This window comes from Testudinibacter crocodili (genome assembly GCF_006228025.1).
Lineage (GTDB): Bacteria > Pseudomonadota > Gammaproteobacteria > Enterobacterales > Pasteurellaceae > Chelonobacter.
The window spans coordinates 55151-74854 of the sequence record NZ_VDHF01000066.1 but is presented as its reverse complement, the minus strand read 5'-3'; the positions used below and the strand labels follow the sequence as shown (position 1 = coordinate 74854).

The following is a 19704-nucleotide window of genomic DNA, read 5'->3' as shown; positions in this document are numbered from 1 at the left end:
TTTTGTCTACTATGCCCCATAATGCCGAATGTTACCATTCGGCATTTATTTTTGTCCTTTAAGCCGATATTTCAGACATTTCAAGGTGGAATCATTAACAAGCTGCATCTGGCTAACGCAGTAATTTTTCGCCATATTCATACACCTGTTGCAATAACGCCAGTTTTTCAGGATTATTTTGGTGTTGTTCGCCTAATTGCTGCAACGATTGCACAAAGGTTTCTGCATTTTTCTCTAGCTTCAAAGTGCGGTATTTTTGCCATTTGATCTGCTCGGCACGGTTCAACGTGCGGTAGAAATGGCGAGCGCGGTAGTGGAACAGCAACTCCGGAATCCGTTTGTCTTCAAAGGTTAAATCCGGGTTTTTTAACTGCTCGGCATCTAAAGTGCGTAGAATTTGCAAATTGCGTTTATCTGCATCACTGAAAAAGCCATGGTAAAGTGCGGTTTCCACATTCAAATCGTCGACATATTCACGTTGTTCGCTGAAAATGGCGATCACTTTGTCACGAATTTCATAGGATTGCAACAACCGTTGCTGATTGTGCAGGCATTGTTCGCGATCAATCCCCAAGCGTTCCGCACTTTGTGGCAATAGTGTTTTTTCAGGGGCAACAATCGGGCACTTATTGATATGCACCAATTTTAGCGGTACTGGCAAAATCCCTTGCGCCTCCAACTCCGCTTTTTTGCTGTATAACCGCACTTTTAAGGTCTCGGCATCAAGGCTTAACAAATCGCTGAGATCGGCTGTTAAATCGCACACAATCACCGCATTATTATTGCTCGGATGCCACGCCAACGGAGCGACCAGTGCGGTATTGCCACGATAGTTGCCGAGCATGCCGGAAACGTGCACCAACGGCGTCATATTGGCGGTGTCGATTAATGCCTCGACCGCTTTTTTGCTACGCAGATTGAAAAAATAGTCGAACAAGCGCGGCTGTTGGGCTTTGACCAATTTCGCCATTTCAATTGTGGCATATACGTCCGCCATCGCATCATGTGCATTACTGTGCTCAATTCCGTTGGCTAGCGTTAAACGATCTAATTTAAATGACGGCAAGCCGTTTTCGTCATACACCCAGTTGATCCCTTCCGGACGCAAGGCATAACAGGCCCGCAGCACGTCCAGCAGATCCCAACGGGAATTGCCATTTTTCCAACTGTATTCATAAGGATCGATAAAATTACGATAAAAGGTGTAGCGGGTCATTTCGTCATCGTAACGAATGCTGTTATAGCCCATCACGCAAGTATTCGGCTGTGCAAACTCTTGTAAAATGCGTGCAGCAAATTCCGGTTCGGATACGCCTTTTTCATTACATTCTTGTGGGGTAATGCCCGTTACCAACACCGCTTCCGGCGCGGGCAAATAATCGTTGGTTTGCTTGCAATACACCATCACCGGTTCGCCGATAATATTAAAATCCGCATCAGTACGAATCCCAGCAAACTGCGCCGGGCGATCACGCGCCGGATCAATGCCGAAACTTTCGTAGTCGTAAATAAAAAAGCTGAAATCCGCCATGCTTAACCCACTAATTTATCCAAATAAAACAAACAGATAATTGATATAATCCCTAACCCCACGCCGATCGCGTTGGCTTTGTTGATTTTTTCTTTAAACAACCATGCGCCGGTCAGCGTGCCTAAACAGATTACCCCGATATTCATACCGGCAAAGACCAAGGTCGGGTTGTCGCTATAGCTCTGATGCGCTTTGATATAAAACAGAATATTCATAAAATTCAGCACCCCGAGCAGCAAACCGGCTAACATGCTTTTACCGTGCCAACGGGTCTGTTTTATCAGCAAATAGATGAAAATCACACATGCCGCCAAGCAAAACGACACAAACAGCGTCAACGGAAATGCACTACCGCTCTTTGCCATTTGTTTAAACAGAATATCGATCACACCATAGCCGAGCCACACCAACAGCAGATTGAGCCAACCTTTGCCGACCGCACTTTCTCCAATATTTTGTTGTTGCTCATCTTTTTTCCATAACAAACATAAAAGTGCGGTAAACGCCAATACAAGACTAACCGCACGGCTGCCGCTCAAGACTTCGTTAAAAATGGTAAACGAGGCTAAAATCGGTAAAAACAGCGATAACCGCTGTGCCGCGTCAGAGCGCACAATGCCCGCACTTTCCACTGCTTTCGACATCACGATAAACACCGTCGGCAGCAAAATCCCTAAGGCTAAAAACAGATAGGAATCATCATGTTGCGCCACCACTTCGCCTAACGATTGCCCGGCAAAATTGGGCTTCAAAAAATAATAACTCAAGCCGATCGCCATAAGATAATTAAAGGCAATCGCCTGAGCGATTTGAATATTCTGCCGGCGTGCCACTTTCAAAAACACCGACACGAGCACGCTGCAAAGCACAGCAATGGCAAGATTGTGCATTTAAATTCCTTGTTTGTTAATTCTCAAGCTACCAAGTTATCAAAGAAGTATAATATTATCTTTGCTCAAGCTCTTTCAATGTCTTACCATTTTCATCTTTCCAATAAATACGCCCATTTACATGTCCTCCTAAAACAAAAGAGGCTGCGTATGATGGGCTTTTAAATAGAATATTTTCTTGTAACTGGCCATTAATAATTGAACTATTTTTTCTTAATTCTGCAATTGTAGTTGGAATAGTTTGCGAATCAATTTGTTCTATCTGACTACCTTTTAAAACAATAAATCCTTCAGCAGTTTGCTTGCATTGCGCTTGAATTTGTTGCTTACTTTTTTTACTAAACCGTGTCAAAGTTAACAATAAATCATCGTTGTTTATATTTTGCTGAATCGACTGTGGTATCTGAATTAGTGGTTCAAATAACTTAAAACCTAATACTCCCATCACCACTTTTGCATTTTCAACAAATTCAAAAAGCTCACTCTCTTTTTCTTCAGTAATATTGCCTAAGCTCGGTTCAGCCGCATTTTTTATATTAAATCTACTACATTCTTTGGCTAATTTATAAAAATGATGTTCAAGAAAACTAATTTCTGTTTGTCCGAATGAATTATTTGATGTGGTTAAAACTACAGCTTGCACCCAATAATCGTTATTTGGATTGCGTTTATGTTCTTGCAAGCGATATAAAATTCCCTCACCCATTTTCCTCACGCCAGCCTGCCCGATATACACCATATCACGACCATTCGCTTCATCTGTGCCAAATAAAAAATAAACACCACTCTGTTTTAAATCATCACGCTCACGACATAACTCCAATGCTGTTCTTGGAATACGATAAGATACACCAGTCCAGTTTGCCATCGTGCATTTCACTCTTCCAGAAGGTGTACCGTCCATTAGAAAGACATTTAAGTTTTTACCTTGTTTTCTCATAACATACTCTATTATTTAATCAAAGTGCGGTCATTCTGCCTGTTCATAATAATACGATTGTTCAATCCCTTTGATAAACACTGCACGATCATCGATTTTATCGGTTAAGGCATTTTGCAATAGAAATCGGATTTCCAAATCATTTACCGGGCTGCGTTCCATCGCCTGTAAATATAAATGCTTATCCACCTTTTCCCAATCAACCACTTTGTCTAAACGTTTTTTAAAAATCAGATCAAGCCAAATGCGGGTGGCGCGTCCGTTGCCTTCTAAAAACGGATGTGCCACATTCATTTCCACGTATTTTTCAATAATTTGTTCAAAACTGTCTTCAGGCATTTTTTCAATCGCGGCAAGGGCGGCTTTGAGATATAACGCATTAGCAAAACGAAAATTGCTTTTTGAGATATTTAACTCTCGGATCTGACCGGCAAAGTCATATAAACCGTCAAATAAATAACGGTGAATTTGCTGCAAGCCTTTCGTCGTACCGATTTCCAACTGATGAATCGCCCCAGAATCATACAGATCATAGGCTTTTTGCTTACTGAGTTGATCGATTTGTTGTGTGTTCATCTGTTCTACACTTAAAAAAGAGATTTAGGGCGTACAGAATACGCCCCTATAATTCACAACCGCACTTTGCCCTACTCCGTCGCCCCAAATCCGCGCAAGCCGACCACATGCACATATTCATGATTATGCGCGATTTTACGCACCAGTTTATAGGTGGTGCCTTTTTCCGGGCTGATATTTTCCGGCGCGGCGATCAGAAGCTGCATATCGAGGCGTTCGCACAGTTCGAACAGAGTTGAGATCGATTTGGCATCGAGGCGGGCGGCTTCGTCGAGGAACAACAAGCGGCACGGCAGAATATCTTTGCTACGAATACGGCGGCTCTCTTCTTCCCAGCTTTGCACCACCATCAACAGGATCGACATCCCGGTACCAATCGCTTCACCGGTTGAAAGTGCGCCGCTTTCCGCACGCAACCAGCCGTCGGCACCACGATACACTTCCACCTCCAAATCAAGATAGTTACGGTAGTCCAATAACTCTTCACCAATGGTTTGCGCCGTGCGTTGCCCCATATCAATATGCGGATTGACCCGTTGGTACAGCTTCGCCAAGGCTTCGGAGAAGGTGATTTGATTGTTGTTGAACAGATCTTGGTAATCGTCTTGCTCGCCCGACAACGCATTCAGTAATATCGCATGGGTATCACGGATATTGACCACCAAACGTACCGATTTCACCTGTCCGAAGGCGATATTTTGCAAACCTTGGTTCAGCATCCGAATCCGGTTTTGTTCACGCTGAATAGTTTTGCGCATGATATTGGCGACACTTTCGCTGCTGATTGCCAATTTGCGTTCACGGTTGGTCAGCTCTTCGGTCAAACGTGACAGTTCGATTTCCATTTGCTCAATCGCATCGATCGGATCGTCGGTTTTGATAATATCTTGGCGAATCCGCTCACGCAGATGTTGGTACACTGCGATAAAAAACCGCACTTTGTTTTCCGGTTTGCGGCTGTCTTCCGACAAACGCAAGGCATCACGCAGATATTCGTTATCGGCAACGGCGGTGCGCAAGGCACCCAAGGCTTTATCTGACATCGAACGCAAATCATCGGCAGAAAGATACGCCAGCTCGCGTTTATTCAAACGCCGTTCCACATCGCTGTTGCGTGACAAACGCAATACCACGCACCAACTGACTTTTGCCGCCACCACCAGCTCCCGTTGCGTGCGGTAATCACGTTCGGATTTGCGGATACTACGCAGCAAATTTTCACCTTCTGCCTCTAACAAGGTCAGCTGTTTTTCCACATAATGGCGACGTTGACGGCTTTGTGACAGGGTTTGGTGCAGCTCATCACGGCGTTGTAGCGCACGCTGTTCCGCCCCTTCGTCGGCTCGACCGCCGATTTTATCCACCTCTTCTAACAGCTCAAGCAACATATGATTTTTGGCGTCCAACGAGCTGCGTAACGAGATTTGCACCTGATTAAATTCGGCAAACTGCTTCTGTTTTTGTTGCAATTGATTGCGTTGCTGCTCTCGTTGTTGTTGCAACTGTTGCAAACGTTGACGCAACTGTTCGTTCAGCTCTGAGCCTTCGCTTTGTAGCTGCTGTTCATAATCGAAATGGGCGCGCCGTTGCAACACATCCGACAGCGCATAAAAACATTGCTGTGCGCGTTTTTGTTGATCAACCGTGGTTTGATAATCATTTTTCAACGTGTCGTAATTTTGCGGATCGCTTTGCAAACTGGTGGCAATCGGTTCAAGCTGCTGCAACTGCTGCCCGAACTGGCGTACGAACTGCACATCTTGCTCGGCATTCAGCAACTGCTCGCGATATTCCTCAATCCGATCTTGCAAAGTGTCATCAGCTAACAGATTGAATTGTGGCGACAGTTTATTTAACAGACGCACCAGCTCTTTGCTTTCGCTCAATTGCAACCGCACTTGCTGTTCGCCGGTGGTTAATTGGTTGAGTTCACGATCCAATTCATTGCGCTGGGCATTAATTTGCTTCATCTCTTGCTCTGGATCAGGCAAGAATGCCAACGCCAAATGCAAGCCGACAAACTGGCTGAATTGCTGATGCAGACGCTGGCATTTTTGTACGTCAAAAGAGCGCTGGGCATGCTGTTCATTGATTTCGTCCAACTCACCGGCCAAATCTTCCAAGCGTTTTTCCCGCGCCGCCCGTCCGAACAATGGAATTTCAGGGAATTTGGAATAACGGACTTCCCGCTCCGAAACTTGGACCACTACACCACTGTCCAGCTCTTGTGCAGAAAACACATTATCGTCGAATGCCGCCGGATCGCCCTCGATTAAATAGAGGTCGTCCTGGCAGTCCTCAATATTTTCCAACTGTTTTTTCACTGCGTCCAGATCCCGCACCACAATCGCATGGCGCGCCGGTCCGTATAATGCAGAAAAATACGGTGCATCGTCGAGCGGTACATCATCATACAATTCCGACAACAACACGCCGCCGAAACGCTCGGCAAGGGCATTCAAACGGTGATCTTCAGAACCGTCTGGCTGGCTTAAACGACTGATTTGTTGCTCTAACTGCTGTTTTTGCAACTGCAACTGATCGCGTACCATGGTGTGTTCACGCTCTTTTTCCAGTTGCAACTGCATAAAATCCATCACATCTTGGCTATCACTGAACTGCTGTCCGCTCTGCTCGCTCAAACGCTCCAGCGCCGCTTGCGCCGTCAGCCACGCCGGGGCTTTACGCTCGTTTTCTTGATAAAGTGCGGTCAGTTGCTCGCGTTTTTGGCGCAAAGCGGAACGCTGTTCGCCTTGCTCGGCAAGATTATGGCTCAATTCATCAACCAGATCTTGTTGTTGCAAGTGGAATTCGTCCAGCGCTTGCGGGTCACTTAACCCCAAACCACTACGCTGATTAAACGCTTGCAACAGTTGCTTGGCGCTGTTTTGCGCTTGCAAACGCTGTTCCAATTCATTGACTTGGCTGCGTAAGCCGACCGCACTTTGTGCCTGTGCTTTCTGTTGCGGATAGTCCGCCAACAAGCTTTTCGCCTGCTCCCACGCCGCCGAACGCGGCACGTCGCCGACAATCTCGCTCAGCAAGCGGTAAGCTTTATCAAATTGCGATTTAGCGGCATCAGACACCGACATCCGCTGTTCCAGTTGCAACACCTTCGCCGTCAGTTCTTCCACTTGCTCTTCAAACTCTTGGTGATACTGTTCGACATTTTTCAACGCCAAATCGTTTAAACCACACACTGCTTTGGCTTTTTCCAACGCTTTCACCGCTTGCTGATATTGCAAGGCACGGGTTTGTTGTGCGTCCAGTGCCTGTTGGTAATCCGCCAGTTGTCCACGCACCTGATCGATTTCAAGCTCGCCTTGTTCAAAATGCTGTTGTGCCTCTTCCAACTGCTCGGCAGCGGTTTCAACCACGATCTGCTGTTCTTCCAGTTTTTCACGCAATTCGTTTACATCATCTTGATAGCGATTGATTTTCTCTTGATGGCGCAACACGTTCTGCACCAAATTCAAGTGATCGACCGCACTTTGGTGATCCACTTCCAAGCGTTTTTCACTTTCTGCCAAATCCGCCGCTTCACGGCTGAGTTCAATCAGTTTTTGTGCCGAAAAGGTTTGTTCCTGTTTGGCACTGAACAAGGCGCGGCGGAAATTCAACGCACTGTCGATATTGTGGCGGCGGTCGTTGGCGTTGCGCATATAATCGGCGGCAACATAGGCAGTGGATTCGTTAATCAAATGTTTGAACAAATCGCGATCCGCTTGGGTGACTTTAATTGCTTCCAAGGTCATACGGTTTTCGCGCAATGCCGCTTCCATATCCTGAAACGCCTTGCGCACCCCCAAATTTTCCGGCAATAAATAGTCGCGCAAAGAACGAGTGATTGCGCTAGAAATACCGCCGTAGAGCGAGGCTTCGATCAGTTTGTAGAATTTGCTGCGATCCGAGGACGAGCGCAAGCGTTTTGGAATAATGCCCAATTCAAACATCATGCTGTGGTAATCGGTCACCGAATGGTACTGTTTCAGTTGTGCGCCGTTCTGTTCAGCTTTCTCTTTTAATTCGTTTAACGCCAACACTTTGGCTTGTTTTTCATTCACCGCTTCGGTGAAAAGTGCGGTCGGCTCCACTGCCAACGGCAAGCCTTGGATCGAGAACGATTTGATATCGACTTTTTTATCACGTCCGGCAACTTGCTGCAAACGCACCCCGACCAATACTCGCTGATTGCGTGAGTTGAGGGTGTCCAACGCCGCATAACACACGCCCGGACGCAATTTGCCGTGCAAGCCTTTATCGCGCGAACCGCTGGTTGCGCCGGCTTCGGTGGTGTTGCGGAAATGCAACAGGGTTAAATCCGGAATCAGGGCGGTAACAAACCCTGCCATGGTAGTGGACTTCCCTGCCCCGTTACCGCCAGACAACGTAGTGACCAATTCATCTAAGTCAAAGGTGCGCGCAAAAAAACCGTTCCAGTTAATCAGCGTCAGCGAGCGGAATTTACCGCGTTCAACCGCACTTTGTACCGAAGTTGATGTGGCGAGGACGTTATCTGAAGTCGTCTCTTCGACTTGGTTAAGCCGTTGTTCGTTTTCAAATTCTGACATTATTCACGATCCCCTTGTTCATCATTGCTGTCGATTTCATCATCAAATTCGTTTTCGTCTTCGTTGTCTAAGGCTTCATTATCAAGCTCGCTATTTTCTGACTCCAGTGCGGTTTTCTTCGTTTGTTTCTCTTCTTTTAACGAATCCGCATTAGCGGCTTCGCCGTCGCGGATCAGGCGCAGTTGCGCTTCCAATGGATCGTCGCCCGACCGCACTTCGGCGCCGAAGCGGAACACCGATTCCGAAATCACAAACTTGCCGCTGTATTGATCACCGACGCTGGTAATCATGCCCAAACGGCGCAAACGGTTTAAGGCGGCGCGCATTTTTTCCGCCAGTTTTTGCTTATCCAAATCTGAACCGGACGAACGCTGATTGACCGCTTTCAGCAATTTGCTTTCATCTGCCAGATTCAACAGTTCGTCATACACTTCCTCGCTGCTGAAAATGCCTTGCTGTGCTAGCCGTTCCGGGCTGAGGTAGAGATAGCACAGGACTTTGCCGACCAGCATTTCTAGTTCGCTCAATACGCTGCGCCCAATCAAGGTGCTGGATTTCGGACGCAGGTAGAAAAAGCCTTCCGGCGCACGGATTAATTCGACGTTATAACGCCGGTAAAAACTTTCCAGTTCGTATTGAAAATCCATTAAAAAAGCGTGTTTGTCCAAATCATCAAGGCTGATATGGCGGCCTGCACGCAGTAGACTATCCACCAGCGGAAATAGCGGATTGGCGATTGCAGTAGCGAGTTTGGTTGGCATGACTTCAGAAGTTTGATTTATCATAGTGAGTTCTTTCATTTAGCAGAAAAATTATTTATAACCGTCAATCACATTGGCTTGCACTTCGGCACCATGTGGATTGATCGCTTGCCATTGCGGATAGACCGCCGAGAAGTCGTCATTCGCCATGCCAAGGCGTACCGCTTGATCGACGATAATCCGCGCCACATCGAAATGGCGTGACAGCGGATAGTGCTCAAGCTGTTGGCGCAAGACTTGGCTGAGATCAATCGCTTGATTGTTTTCACGGTAGCGGATTAACAGGCTTTGCATTTGCTCCACAATCTGCTCGTGCAGATCGGATAAGGATTCGTATTGCAGTTCTTCCGGTAATTCACCTAGGGCATCTTCATCGCTGAGGGTCAATTCTTCATCACGTAAATCGACCAAGCGCTCAGCTTGAGTAGTCCACAGATACCACGGCGCATCAAAATAGTGGTGAATCGATTGACGCAGGCGGCGCGAAAAGACACGGTTTTTATCCATATCAATCGCAGTACGGATAAATTTGTGTACATGGCGGTCATAGCCAATCCACAGGTCAATCGCTTGCTGTCCCCAACTGATAATCCGATCCAGTTTAGCTTGCAGATTGACAATCAGCTGCCCGACAAAATCCAATTCGGCACGCCCGATAATGCAGTCTTCAATCCGCAGCAGTTGCGCTTGCAATTTATCGCCGGCAGCATTGAGTGTGTCTTGCAATTCACGCAGATTACCGGAAGTTTCATCCAATAATTGTTCGCAACTGAGCAACGCCGCTTGCCAGTCCTTGGTCAGCAATTCGGCGATCTGTTCTTTAATCCCCTGCTGATTTTCGTCCATGATCCGTTGCGATAAATCAATGCTGTCGAAAATCTCCGCCACCGAATATTTTAACGGCGCATACACATTTCGTCGCCAATGGTGTTCGTCGCCGTCTTCTTCGGCGGCGGATGACGCACGCTGAATTTCATCAGCCACAATCGAGAGTTGAACGGAGAGGCGCAAGGCGGAAAATTCACGTTGGCGGATATAGTAATCAGACACGCCCACGCCGAGCGGCGTTAAGCGGTAAATCGAAAGCCCTTCGGTAAATTCACTGCTGAAACGGTTTAAAAAACGCTGTTTCACCAGTTCGTTAATTGCGTTGTTGGCACGCTGCGGCACGGTTTCTTCCGCCAAGCCGAATTCATTCGACACCAAACGGAACATATCGACCAGATCGTGTTCGATCATCTCACCGTCGATCCGCTCGTTATTGTAAATCGCAATCGTCAGTAAAAAAGCTAAGCGTTCAGTCGGCAGATTCAGTGAAAATTCACGCTGCTTGGTCCAGCTCACCAATTCAGGGATAGTTTGTGCCGTTTCAGTCATAATCGGTACTCGAATTCAGGTGAAATAATGCTAATCGTATCAATTAAAAAGCAATATTATAGTATAAGTAGCGTGGAATTGCATGATCAACTCTGCGCTTCTGTGATTTATGTAGCCGAAAACAATATTTCGCCGTTATTCACGTAAACGTTCAAATAACGTTTCTGCCATTTTGTGAGAGATCCCCGGCACACTCGCCAACTCTTCCAATGTCGCCGCTTTAACGCCCTGCATACCACCAAGATATTTCAGCAACGCTTGACGGCGCTTGCTGCCGATGCCTTCAATCGACTCCAATCCACTTTGAGCAAAAGCTTTTTGCCGTTTTTTACGATGTCCACCAATAGCGTGGCGGTGGGATTCGTCACGAATATGTTGAATCAAATGCAACGCCAGACTGTCAGCAGGCAAATGCAGCTCACGTGCACCTTTGCTGATAATCAAGGTTTCCAAGCCGGCTTTACGATCTTCTCCTTTGGCTACTCCGATTAACAAAGGGTGGCTTTTATCCCATTCGACTTGGAGTTTGGCAAAGACTTCCAAAGCACGATTCAACTGCCCTTTACCGCCGTCAATAAAGATGATGTCAGGAATTTTTTCTGGCTCCAGCGGTTTGTTATAGCGTTTTAACAGTGCTTTTTCCATGGCTGCATAATCATCTCCGGGGGTAATCCCATCAATATTAAAGCGGCGGTAATCGGCTTTATACGGACCTTCTTGATTGAACACCACACAGGAAGCAATCGTCTGCTCGCCCATGGTATGACTGATGTCAAAGCACTCCATGCGGCGAATTAACGGCAGCTGCAACAGTTCGCACAGGGCTTGATACCGCTCTTTGATTCGTCCACTCTGTTTCAGCTGATCGGTCAGCGCAATTTCAGCATTCATTTGTGCCAGATGTAAAAATTTAGACTGTCTGCCTTTGGCATTGTCTTGAATACTAACGATAAATCCAGCTTGTTGGCTTAACAGCTGTTCTAAAGCTGATTTTTGTTCCAGTTGGCGGTTGGTAATGATTTTTTTCGGAATGGTTCTGCCTTGCCCGGCTTGCAGATAAAACTGCCCGAAAAAGGTTTCGCTCACCTCGTCAAGTGCGGTATGGCTTGGTATTTTCGGGAAATAACTGCGACTGCCAAGCACTTTGCCTTGACGGATAAACATCACATGAATACAGGCGATACCGTGCTGATAGGCGATGGCGATAATATCCAGATCATCGGTATTTTGGTTGGAAATAAACTGTTGTTCAGTGACCGCGCGTACTGCTTGAATCTGATCACGGTAAAGTGCGGCTTTTTCAAAATTCAATTGTTGACTGGCTTGCTCCATCTGTTCCACCAAATGTTGCAGCACTTGTTGATCTTTGCCTTGCAAAAACAAACGGACGTAATTGACTTGCCGATTATACTCTTCGTCGCTGACATAACCGCTGACGCAAGGCGCAGAGCAACGCCCGATTTGATATTGCAGACACGGACGCGAACGATTGCGATAAGTCGTATCTTCACACTGACGCACCGGAAACAATTTTTGAATTAAGGATAAGGTTTCGCGCACCGCACCGGCATTGGGATAAGGCCCGAAATAATCCCCGCTTGCTTTTTTGCTGCCGCGAAATGCCGTTAAGCGTGGATGACGCTCTTTGGTCAGTAAAATAAACGGATAGGATTTGTCATCACGCAGCAACACATTGTATTTAGGCTGGTATTTTTTAATGTAATTGTGTTCCAATAGCAACGCTTCCGTTTCCGAGTGGGTAACGGTCACATCAATATTGGCGATAACGGAGACCAAAGCCTCGGTTTTTTTACTCGATACATTTTTGCGGAAATAACTCGCCAGACGTTTTTTCAGATCTTTGGCTTTGCCGACATAGATGATGGTATTTTTATCATCATACATCCGGTAAACCCCAGGCTCGGTGGTGACTTCGGCAAGAAAACGTTTGGCATCAAACATGGTGGATTCACTGTTGAAATAGGGTGTGGAATGATTGTGTTATCAACAAAGGACGAATAAATAATCCGTCCTTATAAGCGTTTACCAAATTACGCAAGTTGTTTATTTAAACAGGTTGCCTAAAACAGACTGAATCCCTTTTGATAGCAGATCCGCTGAAAGGTTATTATCAATTGCACCGTTTGGGCTGAGTTTATCCACAATTTGCGGTAAAAATTGTGACAACAGATCAGATGCTTGAGCTTCATCTTGCACACCGGCTTGCTGTGCTGCTTGTTGCAGCTCCTGTTTGCCAAACACATCTTCAACCTGAGTAGGGGAAATGCTTTTGTTCTCACCGCTTCCCAGCCAAGATTGCAACAAATCGTCCAAACCGCCTTGTTGGAACTTGGCTAAAATCCCTTGAATCCCGCCTTGTGATGATAGCAATGCGTTGATGACGGCCATCGCTTGTCCTTGTTTTCCAGCTTCACCACCTAATACACCGGATACGACTGAGCCTAAAATTTTATCTAACATTGTTTTTCCTTATTTATCATTTTACTTAATTAACATCCTTGTTAATACTGATGGAGTAGCGTGAGAAGCGTTACCTTTCCACGCCTAAGATCTGACGGACTTTTTCAAGATCGTCAAAGGTATCAACACCAACAGCCGGCACTTCATCAGCCAGCTGTAGATGAATTTTTTCACCGTACCACAGCACACGCAGTTGCTCAAGTGATTCGATTTGTTCAAGTGCGGTCGGCTGCCACTGCACATATTGCCGGATAAAATCGGCACGATAAGCGTATAATCCGATATGGCGCAAATAGTGATTTTTCGCTACATCTAAATCCGCCTGTGAGATCTTGCCTTGTTTAAACGCGGCAAATTGATCGCGATCCCAAGGAATCACCGCTCTGGAGAAATACAGCACCAAGCCGTTTTTATCGGTCAACACCTTCACCACATTTGGGTTAAACAGCTCTTCTACCTCTTCGATTTTCACTGCCAACGTTGCCATATTGACGGTGTTATTCACCAGATTTTGCGCCACCTGCCGAATAATTGATGGCGGAATCAGCGGCTCGTCACCTTGCACATTGACGATAACTTCGTCGTCCGCCAGACCGCACTTCGTCACGACTTCGGCTAAGCGTTCAGTACCGGAATTATGTTGTTCTGAGGTCATGCAAACTTCCGCACCAAAAGCAGCAGCCACGGCCGCCACTTCTGCATGATCGGTCGCCACGATAATCCGCTCGGCACCGGATTTTTTTGCCTGTTGCCAAACGTGTTGAATCATCGGTTTGCCGGCAATATCTGCCAGCGGCTTACCCGGCAAACGAGAGGAAGCAAAGCGGGCAGGAATAATGACACTAAATTTTTGCATCTTGACTCCCTATTTGAGTGGCTGTTCATTAATTGTCAATGCTACCGCACTTTCCGGTAACAGCACAGGGATCCCATTTTTAATCGGATAGGCAAGATGCTCAAATTCACAAATTAAACGCTGGTGTGGCTGATCATATTGTAATTTGGCGTGGCAACGTGGACAGGCAACAACCTGTAATAATTTAGTGTTCATCTTTTTTCACCTTGTGCATGATTTTCTTGACGATATCTTCAATCGACGGCTCTAATACGGCTTCAACCGGTACATACCACCAGTTTTCGCGGGCAAATTTGCTGCATTTCACGGCATCTTTTTCAGTCATCAGCAAAATTTGTTGCGGGCTGGCAAGGGAAACCAGTTTTTCTTGTGAAAATTTAGCATGGTCAATAAAGGCTTTTTGTTTAATTATATTTAATCCGTGACGTTGTAACGTGGTAAAAAAGCGGTTTGGATTACCAATCGCAGCCATCGCAACGATCGGCTGCTCGGCAAAGTCACGCAATAGACGCTCTTCTTGCGTCAGCAAATTAACCGCCACTTCACCTTGTAACCGCATCTGAATTTCACCGGGCTGCGGATTCTCACCATTACACACCACCGCATCCACACTTTTTAAACGCCCAGTCAGTTCGCGTAACGGTCCTGCCGGTAATAAAAAGCCGTTGCCGAAGCGCCGTTCGGCATCAACAATAACGATTTCAATATCACGCTGTAAGGCGTAATGCTGCAAACCATCATCACTCAAAATCACATCAATATGATACGCCTTACACAACAATTCGATACTTTGCCGACGATTGGCACAGATTGCTATTTTTGCACCGCTGCGACGTGCGATCAACACCGATTCATCACCGACTTCCATCGTATCGGCATTGGCACACACCAATTGCGGGTATTGTTTCATTTCGCCACTGTAACCACGCGAAATCACCCCCACTCTTAAGCCTTGTTGCTGCAAGCGGCGTGCCAACCAAATCACAAACGGCGTTTTTCCATTGCCGCCGACCGACAAATTGCCGACGATCACCACCGGCAGGGGCGCTCGCCAAGATTTAAATATTCCAAAGCGATACGCCATACGACGAAGTGCGGTAATCCCCCAAAACAGCAAAGCTAAAGGAGAAAGCAAACCCGCCAACAGCCATGCCGAGATCGTTTTTTGGTACCAAAAATTCATACTACAATATCCTTTTGCTCGATTACTTGCTCAATTGCTTGCTTGATTTACTGGCTAAATTGCAGTTTGTGCAGTTGCGAATATGCACTTCCTGCTGCTAATAACTGTTTATGTGTGCCGCGCTCGGCGACCTTGCCGTGATCGATAACCAAAATCTCATCAGCATTTTCAATGGTTGATAAGCGATGGGCGATAACAATAATCGTGCGGTCATGACGCAGTTCGTCGATTGCCGCTTGAATAGCCCGTTCAGATTCAGTATCCAACGCTGAAGTGGCTTCATCTAAAATCAAAACGGTTGCATTACGCAACAACGCCCGTGCAATTGCCAAACGCTGTCGCTGCCCACCGGACAACATCACGCCGTTTTCACCGATTTCGGTGTCCATGCCTTGTGGCAATGCCTCGATAAACTCCAGACAATGCGAGGCTCTGGCAGCTTCAATAATCTGTTCGCGCGTGTATTGTTCATGGGCGGCATACGCAATATTATTCGCCACCGTATCATTAAACAAATGCACCTGTTGCGACACCACCGCACAATGGGTGCGCAAGTTCTGTAAGGTGTAATCTTTAATATTACGTCCGTCTAAGCGAATTTCGCCCTGTTCAACATCATAAAACCGAGTGATTAGATTCGCAATCGTCGATTTGCCGGAGCCGGAACGCCCGACTAAAGCAACCGTGCTACCCGCTTGCACCTCGAACGAAACATGTTGCAGTACGTTGCTCTCTTTGCCTTCGTAATGAAAACTGACATTGTCAAAACTGATATTACCCTGCACTTTTTCGACACTAACTGTGCCGTTATCTTTTTCCAACGGCAGATCCATAATGCTGAACAATGTCTGACAAGCTGCCATGCCGCGCTGAAATTGGGCATTAACATTAGTTAAGGATTTCAAAGGTTTCATCATTGCCAACATCGAAGAAAAAACCACTGTGAATGCGCCAGCTGTCAGATTTTGGCTCATAATGCTCGGAATAGTCGCCAGATACAGCACGATGGCAAGTGCAAACGAGGCAATAATCTGCACCACCGGATCGGAGATCGCCGATGCCATCATCATTTTCATGCCTTTACGACGCATATCGTTGCTGACGTGGTTGAAACGATCTTCCTCGACTTTTTGTCCGCCAAACGACAACACCACTTTATGCCCCTTCAGCATCTGCTCGGCAGAGGAGGTCAACTCTCCCATCGAGGTTTGCATATTCTTACTGAGACGGCGAAAATGCTTCGACACCATGCGAATCAGGATCGCAATTACCGGACCGATAATAAACAGCACGACTGAAAGTTGCCAGCTGGTATAAATCATGACCCCAAGTAACGACAATAGATACGCACCTTCGCGTACGATAGTCACTAATGCCCCTGAAGCAGAAGACGCCACCTGCTCGGAATCGTAAGTGATACGCGACAGCAATTTACCGGATGAATTATTATCAAAAAATGAGACCGGCATAAACATCATGTGCTTAAAAAGACGACGGCGTATATTCATAATTACCTTGCCCGACACCCACGCCAAACAGTACGTTGAGATGAAATTGCTCAGCCCGCGAAAGAAAATCAACACCACCACTAATACCGCCATCATTTTCAGAAAATCGGTATCGGCTTTACCAAAACCGTCATCCAATAATGGCTTCAGCATCGAAATTAAACCGGCATCGGTTAGGGCATTGATAATCAAGGCTATCGCCGCTACAATCAATCCGGATTTGAAAGGTAAAATCATCGGCCACAGGCGTTTAAACGTTTTTGCTGTCGAAAAGTCTTTGTCTTCCATCAAGTCATTATTTCCATTACATATCGCTCGCGCTCAGCTAAGCGTTAAAATGGGGTTATTCTAACTGTATTTCCTTTTCTAAGCCAATAATTATGTGATACCAAGGGATTACCCCACGGCGTTGTGCTGAAATTTGCCATTGATCTTGGGTCACACTCAGCGTAATTTGCCCGTCCGTTGCGGTGTTATAGACCGCACTTTGGATCTGTTGCAGACGGTTTTGTGTGGCAAAGTGCGGTAAATTCCACTGGTTATATAAACCACTGGAGATCAACGACAGTTGTGGCTGCAAATGTTTCAGCCACAGCCAACCACTGGAGGTGTTACTGCCGTGGTGCCCGACTTGCAGCCAATCAACTCTGCCGATCGATGGCGCAATCCGGTTTTCTGTTGCCTGATAAGCATCACCACTTAGTACAAAGCGCACTTTGCCTCGACTGACCAACAAGACACAGGAATCCTGATTTTTGGCAATTTTGCTGAGTTGCGATGGCGCAAATACCTCAAAATAAAACCCTCGCCACTGCCAGCTTTGTCCCTGAATACAAGGCTGTTGCTGCTTGGCGCTATAATCACGTTCAGAACTGTTGAACAATACCGCACTTGGAAAGTGCTTCAACAGAACTTCAGCGCCGCCAGCGTGATCATTATCATCATGGCTGATGATCAATTGTTCTAGCTGTAAGCCATTGCGCCGTAAGAACGGTAAGATTTCTGCCTCTGCCATACTGCCGCCTTGCCATGCCTGCCCGGTATCAAACAGGGTGGCAAACTGCTCAGTGATGATCAACACCGCCAAGCCCTGACCAACATCAAGCATCACTAGTTTCCAATCTGGTTTAAATGTGGTGATAGCCCATAATTTACTGCAACACAGCACCATTAATAAGGTGCAAATGGCGACTGGCTTGCGCCCGGAAATACGCTGTTGGGTTTGTTTGGTTGTAGAATTCAATGTACGGTATCGGCTTGTTAACCCTAACAAGAGTAGAAATAATAACAGGCAGACGGTGATGATCAGCCACTGTTGATCGGCAGCAAGCGCCAAATAAGTATTGGGCAACGCGTCTAACCACAGCAATGCTAGTGCTAATAAGCTATCCACCCAAGACCAAACCATACCGCCACTGAATAATGCCAACAAAATCAGCGGAATGATGACAAAACTAAAAAATGGCACCAGCAACAGATTACTCAAAAATGATCCGGTTGGCAGCGCATTAAACAGCAGCAACTGCAACGGGGTAAAAAGCAGTAATAAACCAAATTGCAAATGTAATAAGCCACACAGCCAGTACAACGGCGGCACGGCTTGTTTTAACGACCTTCCGCTCCAGCGCCATTTTTGTAACAACGGCGCTAATGGAACGCAGTGATAATAACAACACAATAGCGCAACCGTTCCACAGGATAACCAAAAGCTCTCATTGAGTACACTCAGCGGCTCAATCAAGCTTAACCAAGCAACAATCAACAGCAGCAATTTCCAAGCAGGTAGGTGGATACGCATAAAAATGAAAGCTAACCAGAAACAGTACGCCCACAACGCCCTTTGGGTCGGAATCAAAAAATCAGCTAGATAAGCATAGCAAATCGCAGCCGACAAAGCACCGAGATACGGAACATGGTAAGTCAGATACTGTATTTTTAAACCGAGATAAATTAGCCCCAATTGCAACAACCGCACCACGCCCCAGCCGAGCCAAGCGACCAAACCGATATGCAACCCAGAAATTGCAATCAAGTGTGCCGTGCCGCTTTCACGAAATTTTTGCCAATCATCGGCATTCATCCAGCCTCGTTCACCAAATGCCAACGCCAGAATAACGCCTTGATAACGCAGTGTTTCAGTCTCTGTCAAAACACTCAGCAATTTTTGCTGTCGCCAACTGTTTTGTTGGTCTAATAACTGCCCTTGTTTCACCACTGCGCTGGCTAAAATCGACTGTGACAGCAGCCAGCGTTGTCGGTTGAATCCACCGTCGTTCAAACGAGTACTCAGTGGACGCAGTTTCAGATTAGCACGCCAAATCTGCCCCAAGTGCGGTGCATGCTCCAGTTGCCAATTCAGATTGAGCTTGATTTTGCCCAAACCTTGATCGGCTAAATCCGCTTGCGCCACCACCGTGACACTACGGTTTGGCAGCATCTGACGCAATGCGATGATTTTAAATTCTATGCTGATATTTTGCTGCCGTAACGCCACAATTTGTTCAGCCTTGCTTAATGTTGCCGTAATATAGTGCTGTTGATAAGCTGCGCTCAACAAGATAAAAAGCAACGACCACAACCCAGTGCGGTATCGGCGACGCAATCGTTTAATAAACAGCAAAACTAACGGCAATATTGCAAGCACCGCCAATAGCCAATGATAACCGAGCCAATCCGCCGGAAGCCAAACGATCTGCGTCAGGCTCAACAGCCAACAAACAGCAACATGTTGTAATTTCAATAATTTATCCCATTCAACTCATTCAGCCCTGCATTTTTACGTGATAGCTTTGCGCCCTATCCATTTTTTAAGAAAAGACCACAATCGGCAAAACGGCCACTTTATTTTTGCGATCTGGCTCGCAAAATATGGATTTTATTTACTTTTTTAACTGGTTGTTTTTTAATATTTTTATCTAATCGAACAAAAATCATACCGCTACATTCCGCATTTTATTTGCCAAAAGATTTAACATCTGCTATTTATATCGCCTTTAAAAAGGCGTGAAATTTTTATCATCTAAATTTCTT

Annotated in this window: 13 protein-coding genes and 1 pseudogene; all 14 read right to left on the bottom strand. The window is 46.2% G+C overall.

The window, feature by feature from the left end:
- Positions 1-112: 112 nt before the first annotated feature.
- The gene (gene sbcB, locus FHQ23_RS07865; RefSeq protein WP_139613826.1) at positions 113-1531 is read right to left on the bottom strand and encodes an exodeoxyribonuclease I; all 1419 of its coding nucleotides are present in this window, start codon (positions 1529-1531) and stop codon (positions 113-115) included.
- A 2-nt stretch (positions 1532-1533) separates the two neighbouring features.
- Positions 1534-2421, bottom strand: coding sequence for an EamA family transporter (locus tag FHQ23_RS07860; protein ID WP_139613825.1), 888 nt, complete (start codon positions 2419-2421; stop codon positions 1534-1536).
- Between the two features lie 55 nt (positions 2422-2476).
- Positions 2477-3361, bottom strand: coding sequence for a GIY-YIG nuclease family protein (locus FHQ23_RS07855; protein WP_139613824.1), 885 nt, complete (start codon positions 3359-3361; stop codon positions 2477-2479).
- A 30-nt stretch (positions 3362-3391) separates the two neighbouring features.
- On the bottom strand, positions 3392-3937 hold the full coding sequence (gene fic, locus FHQ23_RS07850; RefSeq protein WP_139613823.1) for a protein adenylyltransferase Fic: 546 nt from the start codon (positions 3935-3937) through the stop codon (positions 3392-3394).
- A 71-nt stretch (positions 3938-4008) separates the two neighbouring features.
- Positions 4009-8424: pseudogene (mukB, locus tag FHQ23_RS07845) on the bottom strand (chromosome partition protein MukB); the annotation flags it as partial.
- 83 nt (positions 8425-8507) lie between these two features.
- Positions 8508-9293 (bottom strand): chromosome partition protein MukE, encoded by a 786-nt coding sequence (gene mukE, locus FHQ23_RS07840; RefSeq protein WP_139613821.1) that lies wholly within the window; start codon positions 9291-9293, stop codon positions 8508-8510.
- Between the two features lie 27 nt (positions 9294-9320).
- Positions 9321-10646 carry a chromosome partition protein MukF gene (gene mukF / locus FHQ23_RS07835; RefSeq protein ID WP_139613820.1) on the bottom strand — a complete coding sequence of 442 codons (1326 nt, stop codon included), beginning with the start codon at positions 10644-10646 and terminating at the stop codon, positions 9321-9323.
- A gap of 135 nt (positions 10647-10781) precedes the next feature.
- Positions 10782-12608 carry an excinuclease ABC subunit UvrC gene (uvrC, locus tag FHQ23_RS07830; protein WP_139613819.1) on the bottom strand — a complete coding sequence of 609 codons (1827 nt, stop codon included), beginning with the start codon at positions 12606-12608 and terminating at the stop codon, positions 10782-10784.
- 102 nt (positions 12609-12710) lie between these two features.
- Entirely contained in the window at positions 12711-13127 is a 417-nt protein-coding gene (locus FHQ23_RS07825; protein ID WP_139613818.1) for a YidB family protein, read from the bottom strand.
- A gap of 70 nt (positions 13128-13197) precedes the next feature.
- Positions 13198-13983, bottom strand: coding sequence for a 3-deoxy-manno-octulosonate cytidylyltransferase (gene kdsB / locus FHQ23_RS07820; protein ID WP_139613817.1), 786 nt, complete (start codon positions 13981-13983; stop codon positions 13198-13200).
- A 9-nt stretch (positions 13984-13992) separates the two neighbouring features.
- Positions 13993-14178 carry a Trm112 family protein gene (locus FHQ23_RS07815; RefSeq protein WP_139613816.1) on the bottom strand — a complete coding sequence of 62 codons (186 nt, stop codon included), beginning with the start codon at positions 14176-14178 and terminating at the stop codon, positions 13993-13995.
- Positions 14168-15166 carry a tetraacyldisaccharide 4'-kinase gene (gene lpxK / locus FHQ23_RS07810; protein ID WP_139613815.1) on the bottom strand — a complete coding sequence of 333 codons (999 nt, stop codon included), beginning with the start codon at positions 15164-15166 and terminating at the stop codon, positions 14168-14170. Before lpxK ends, FHQ23_RS07815 begins: the two co-directional genes overlap by 11 nt.
- Positions 15167-15213: 47 nt before the next feature.
- Positions 15214-16962 (bottom strand): lipid A ABC transporter ATP-binding protein/permease MsbA, encoded by a 1749-nt coding sequence (msbA, locus tag FHQ23_RS07805; protein WP_139613814.1) that lies wholly within the window; start codon positions 16960-16962, stop codon positions 15214-15216.
- A 55-nt stretch (positions 16963-17017) separates the two neighbouring features.
- Positions 17018-19414: a DNA internalization-related competence protein ComEC/Rec2 gene (locus FHQ23_RS07800; protein ID WP_139613813.1), complete on the bottom strand. Its 2397-nt coding sequence runs from the start codon at positions 19412-19414 to the stop codon at positions 17018-17020.
- Positions 19415-19704: the final 290 nt, after the last annotated feature.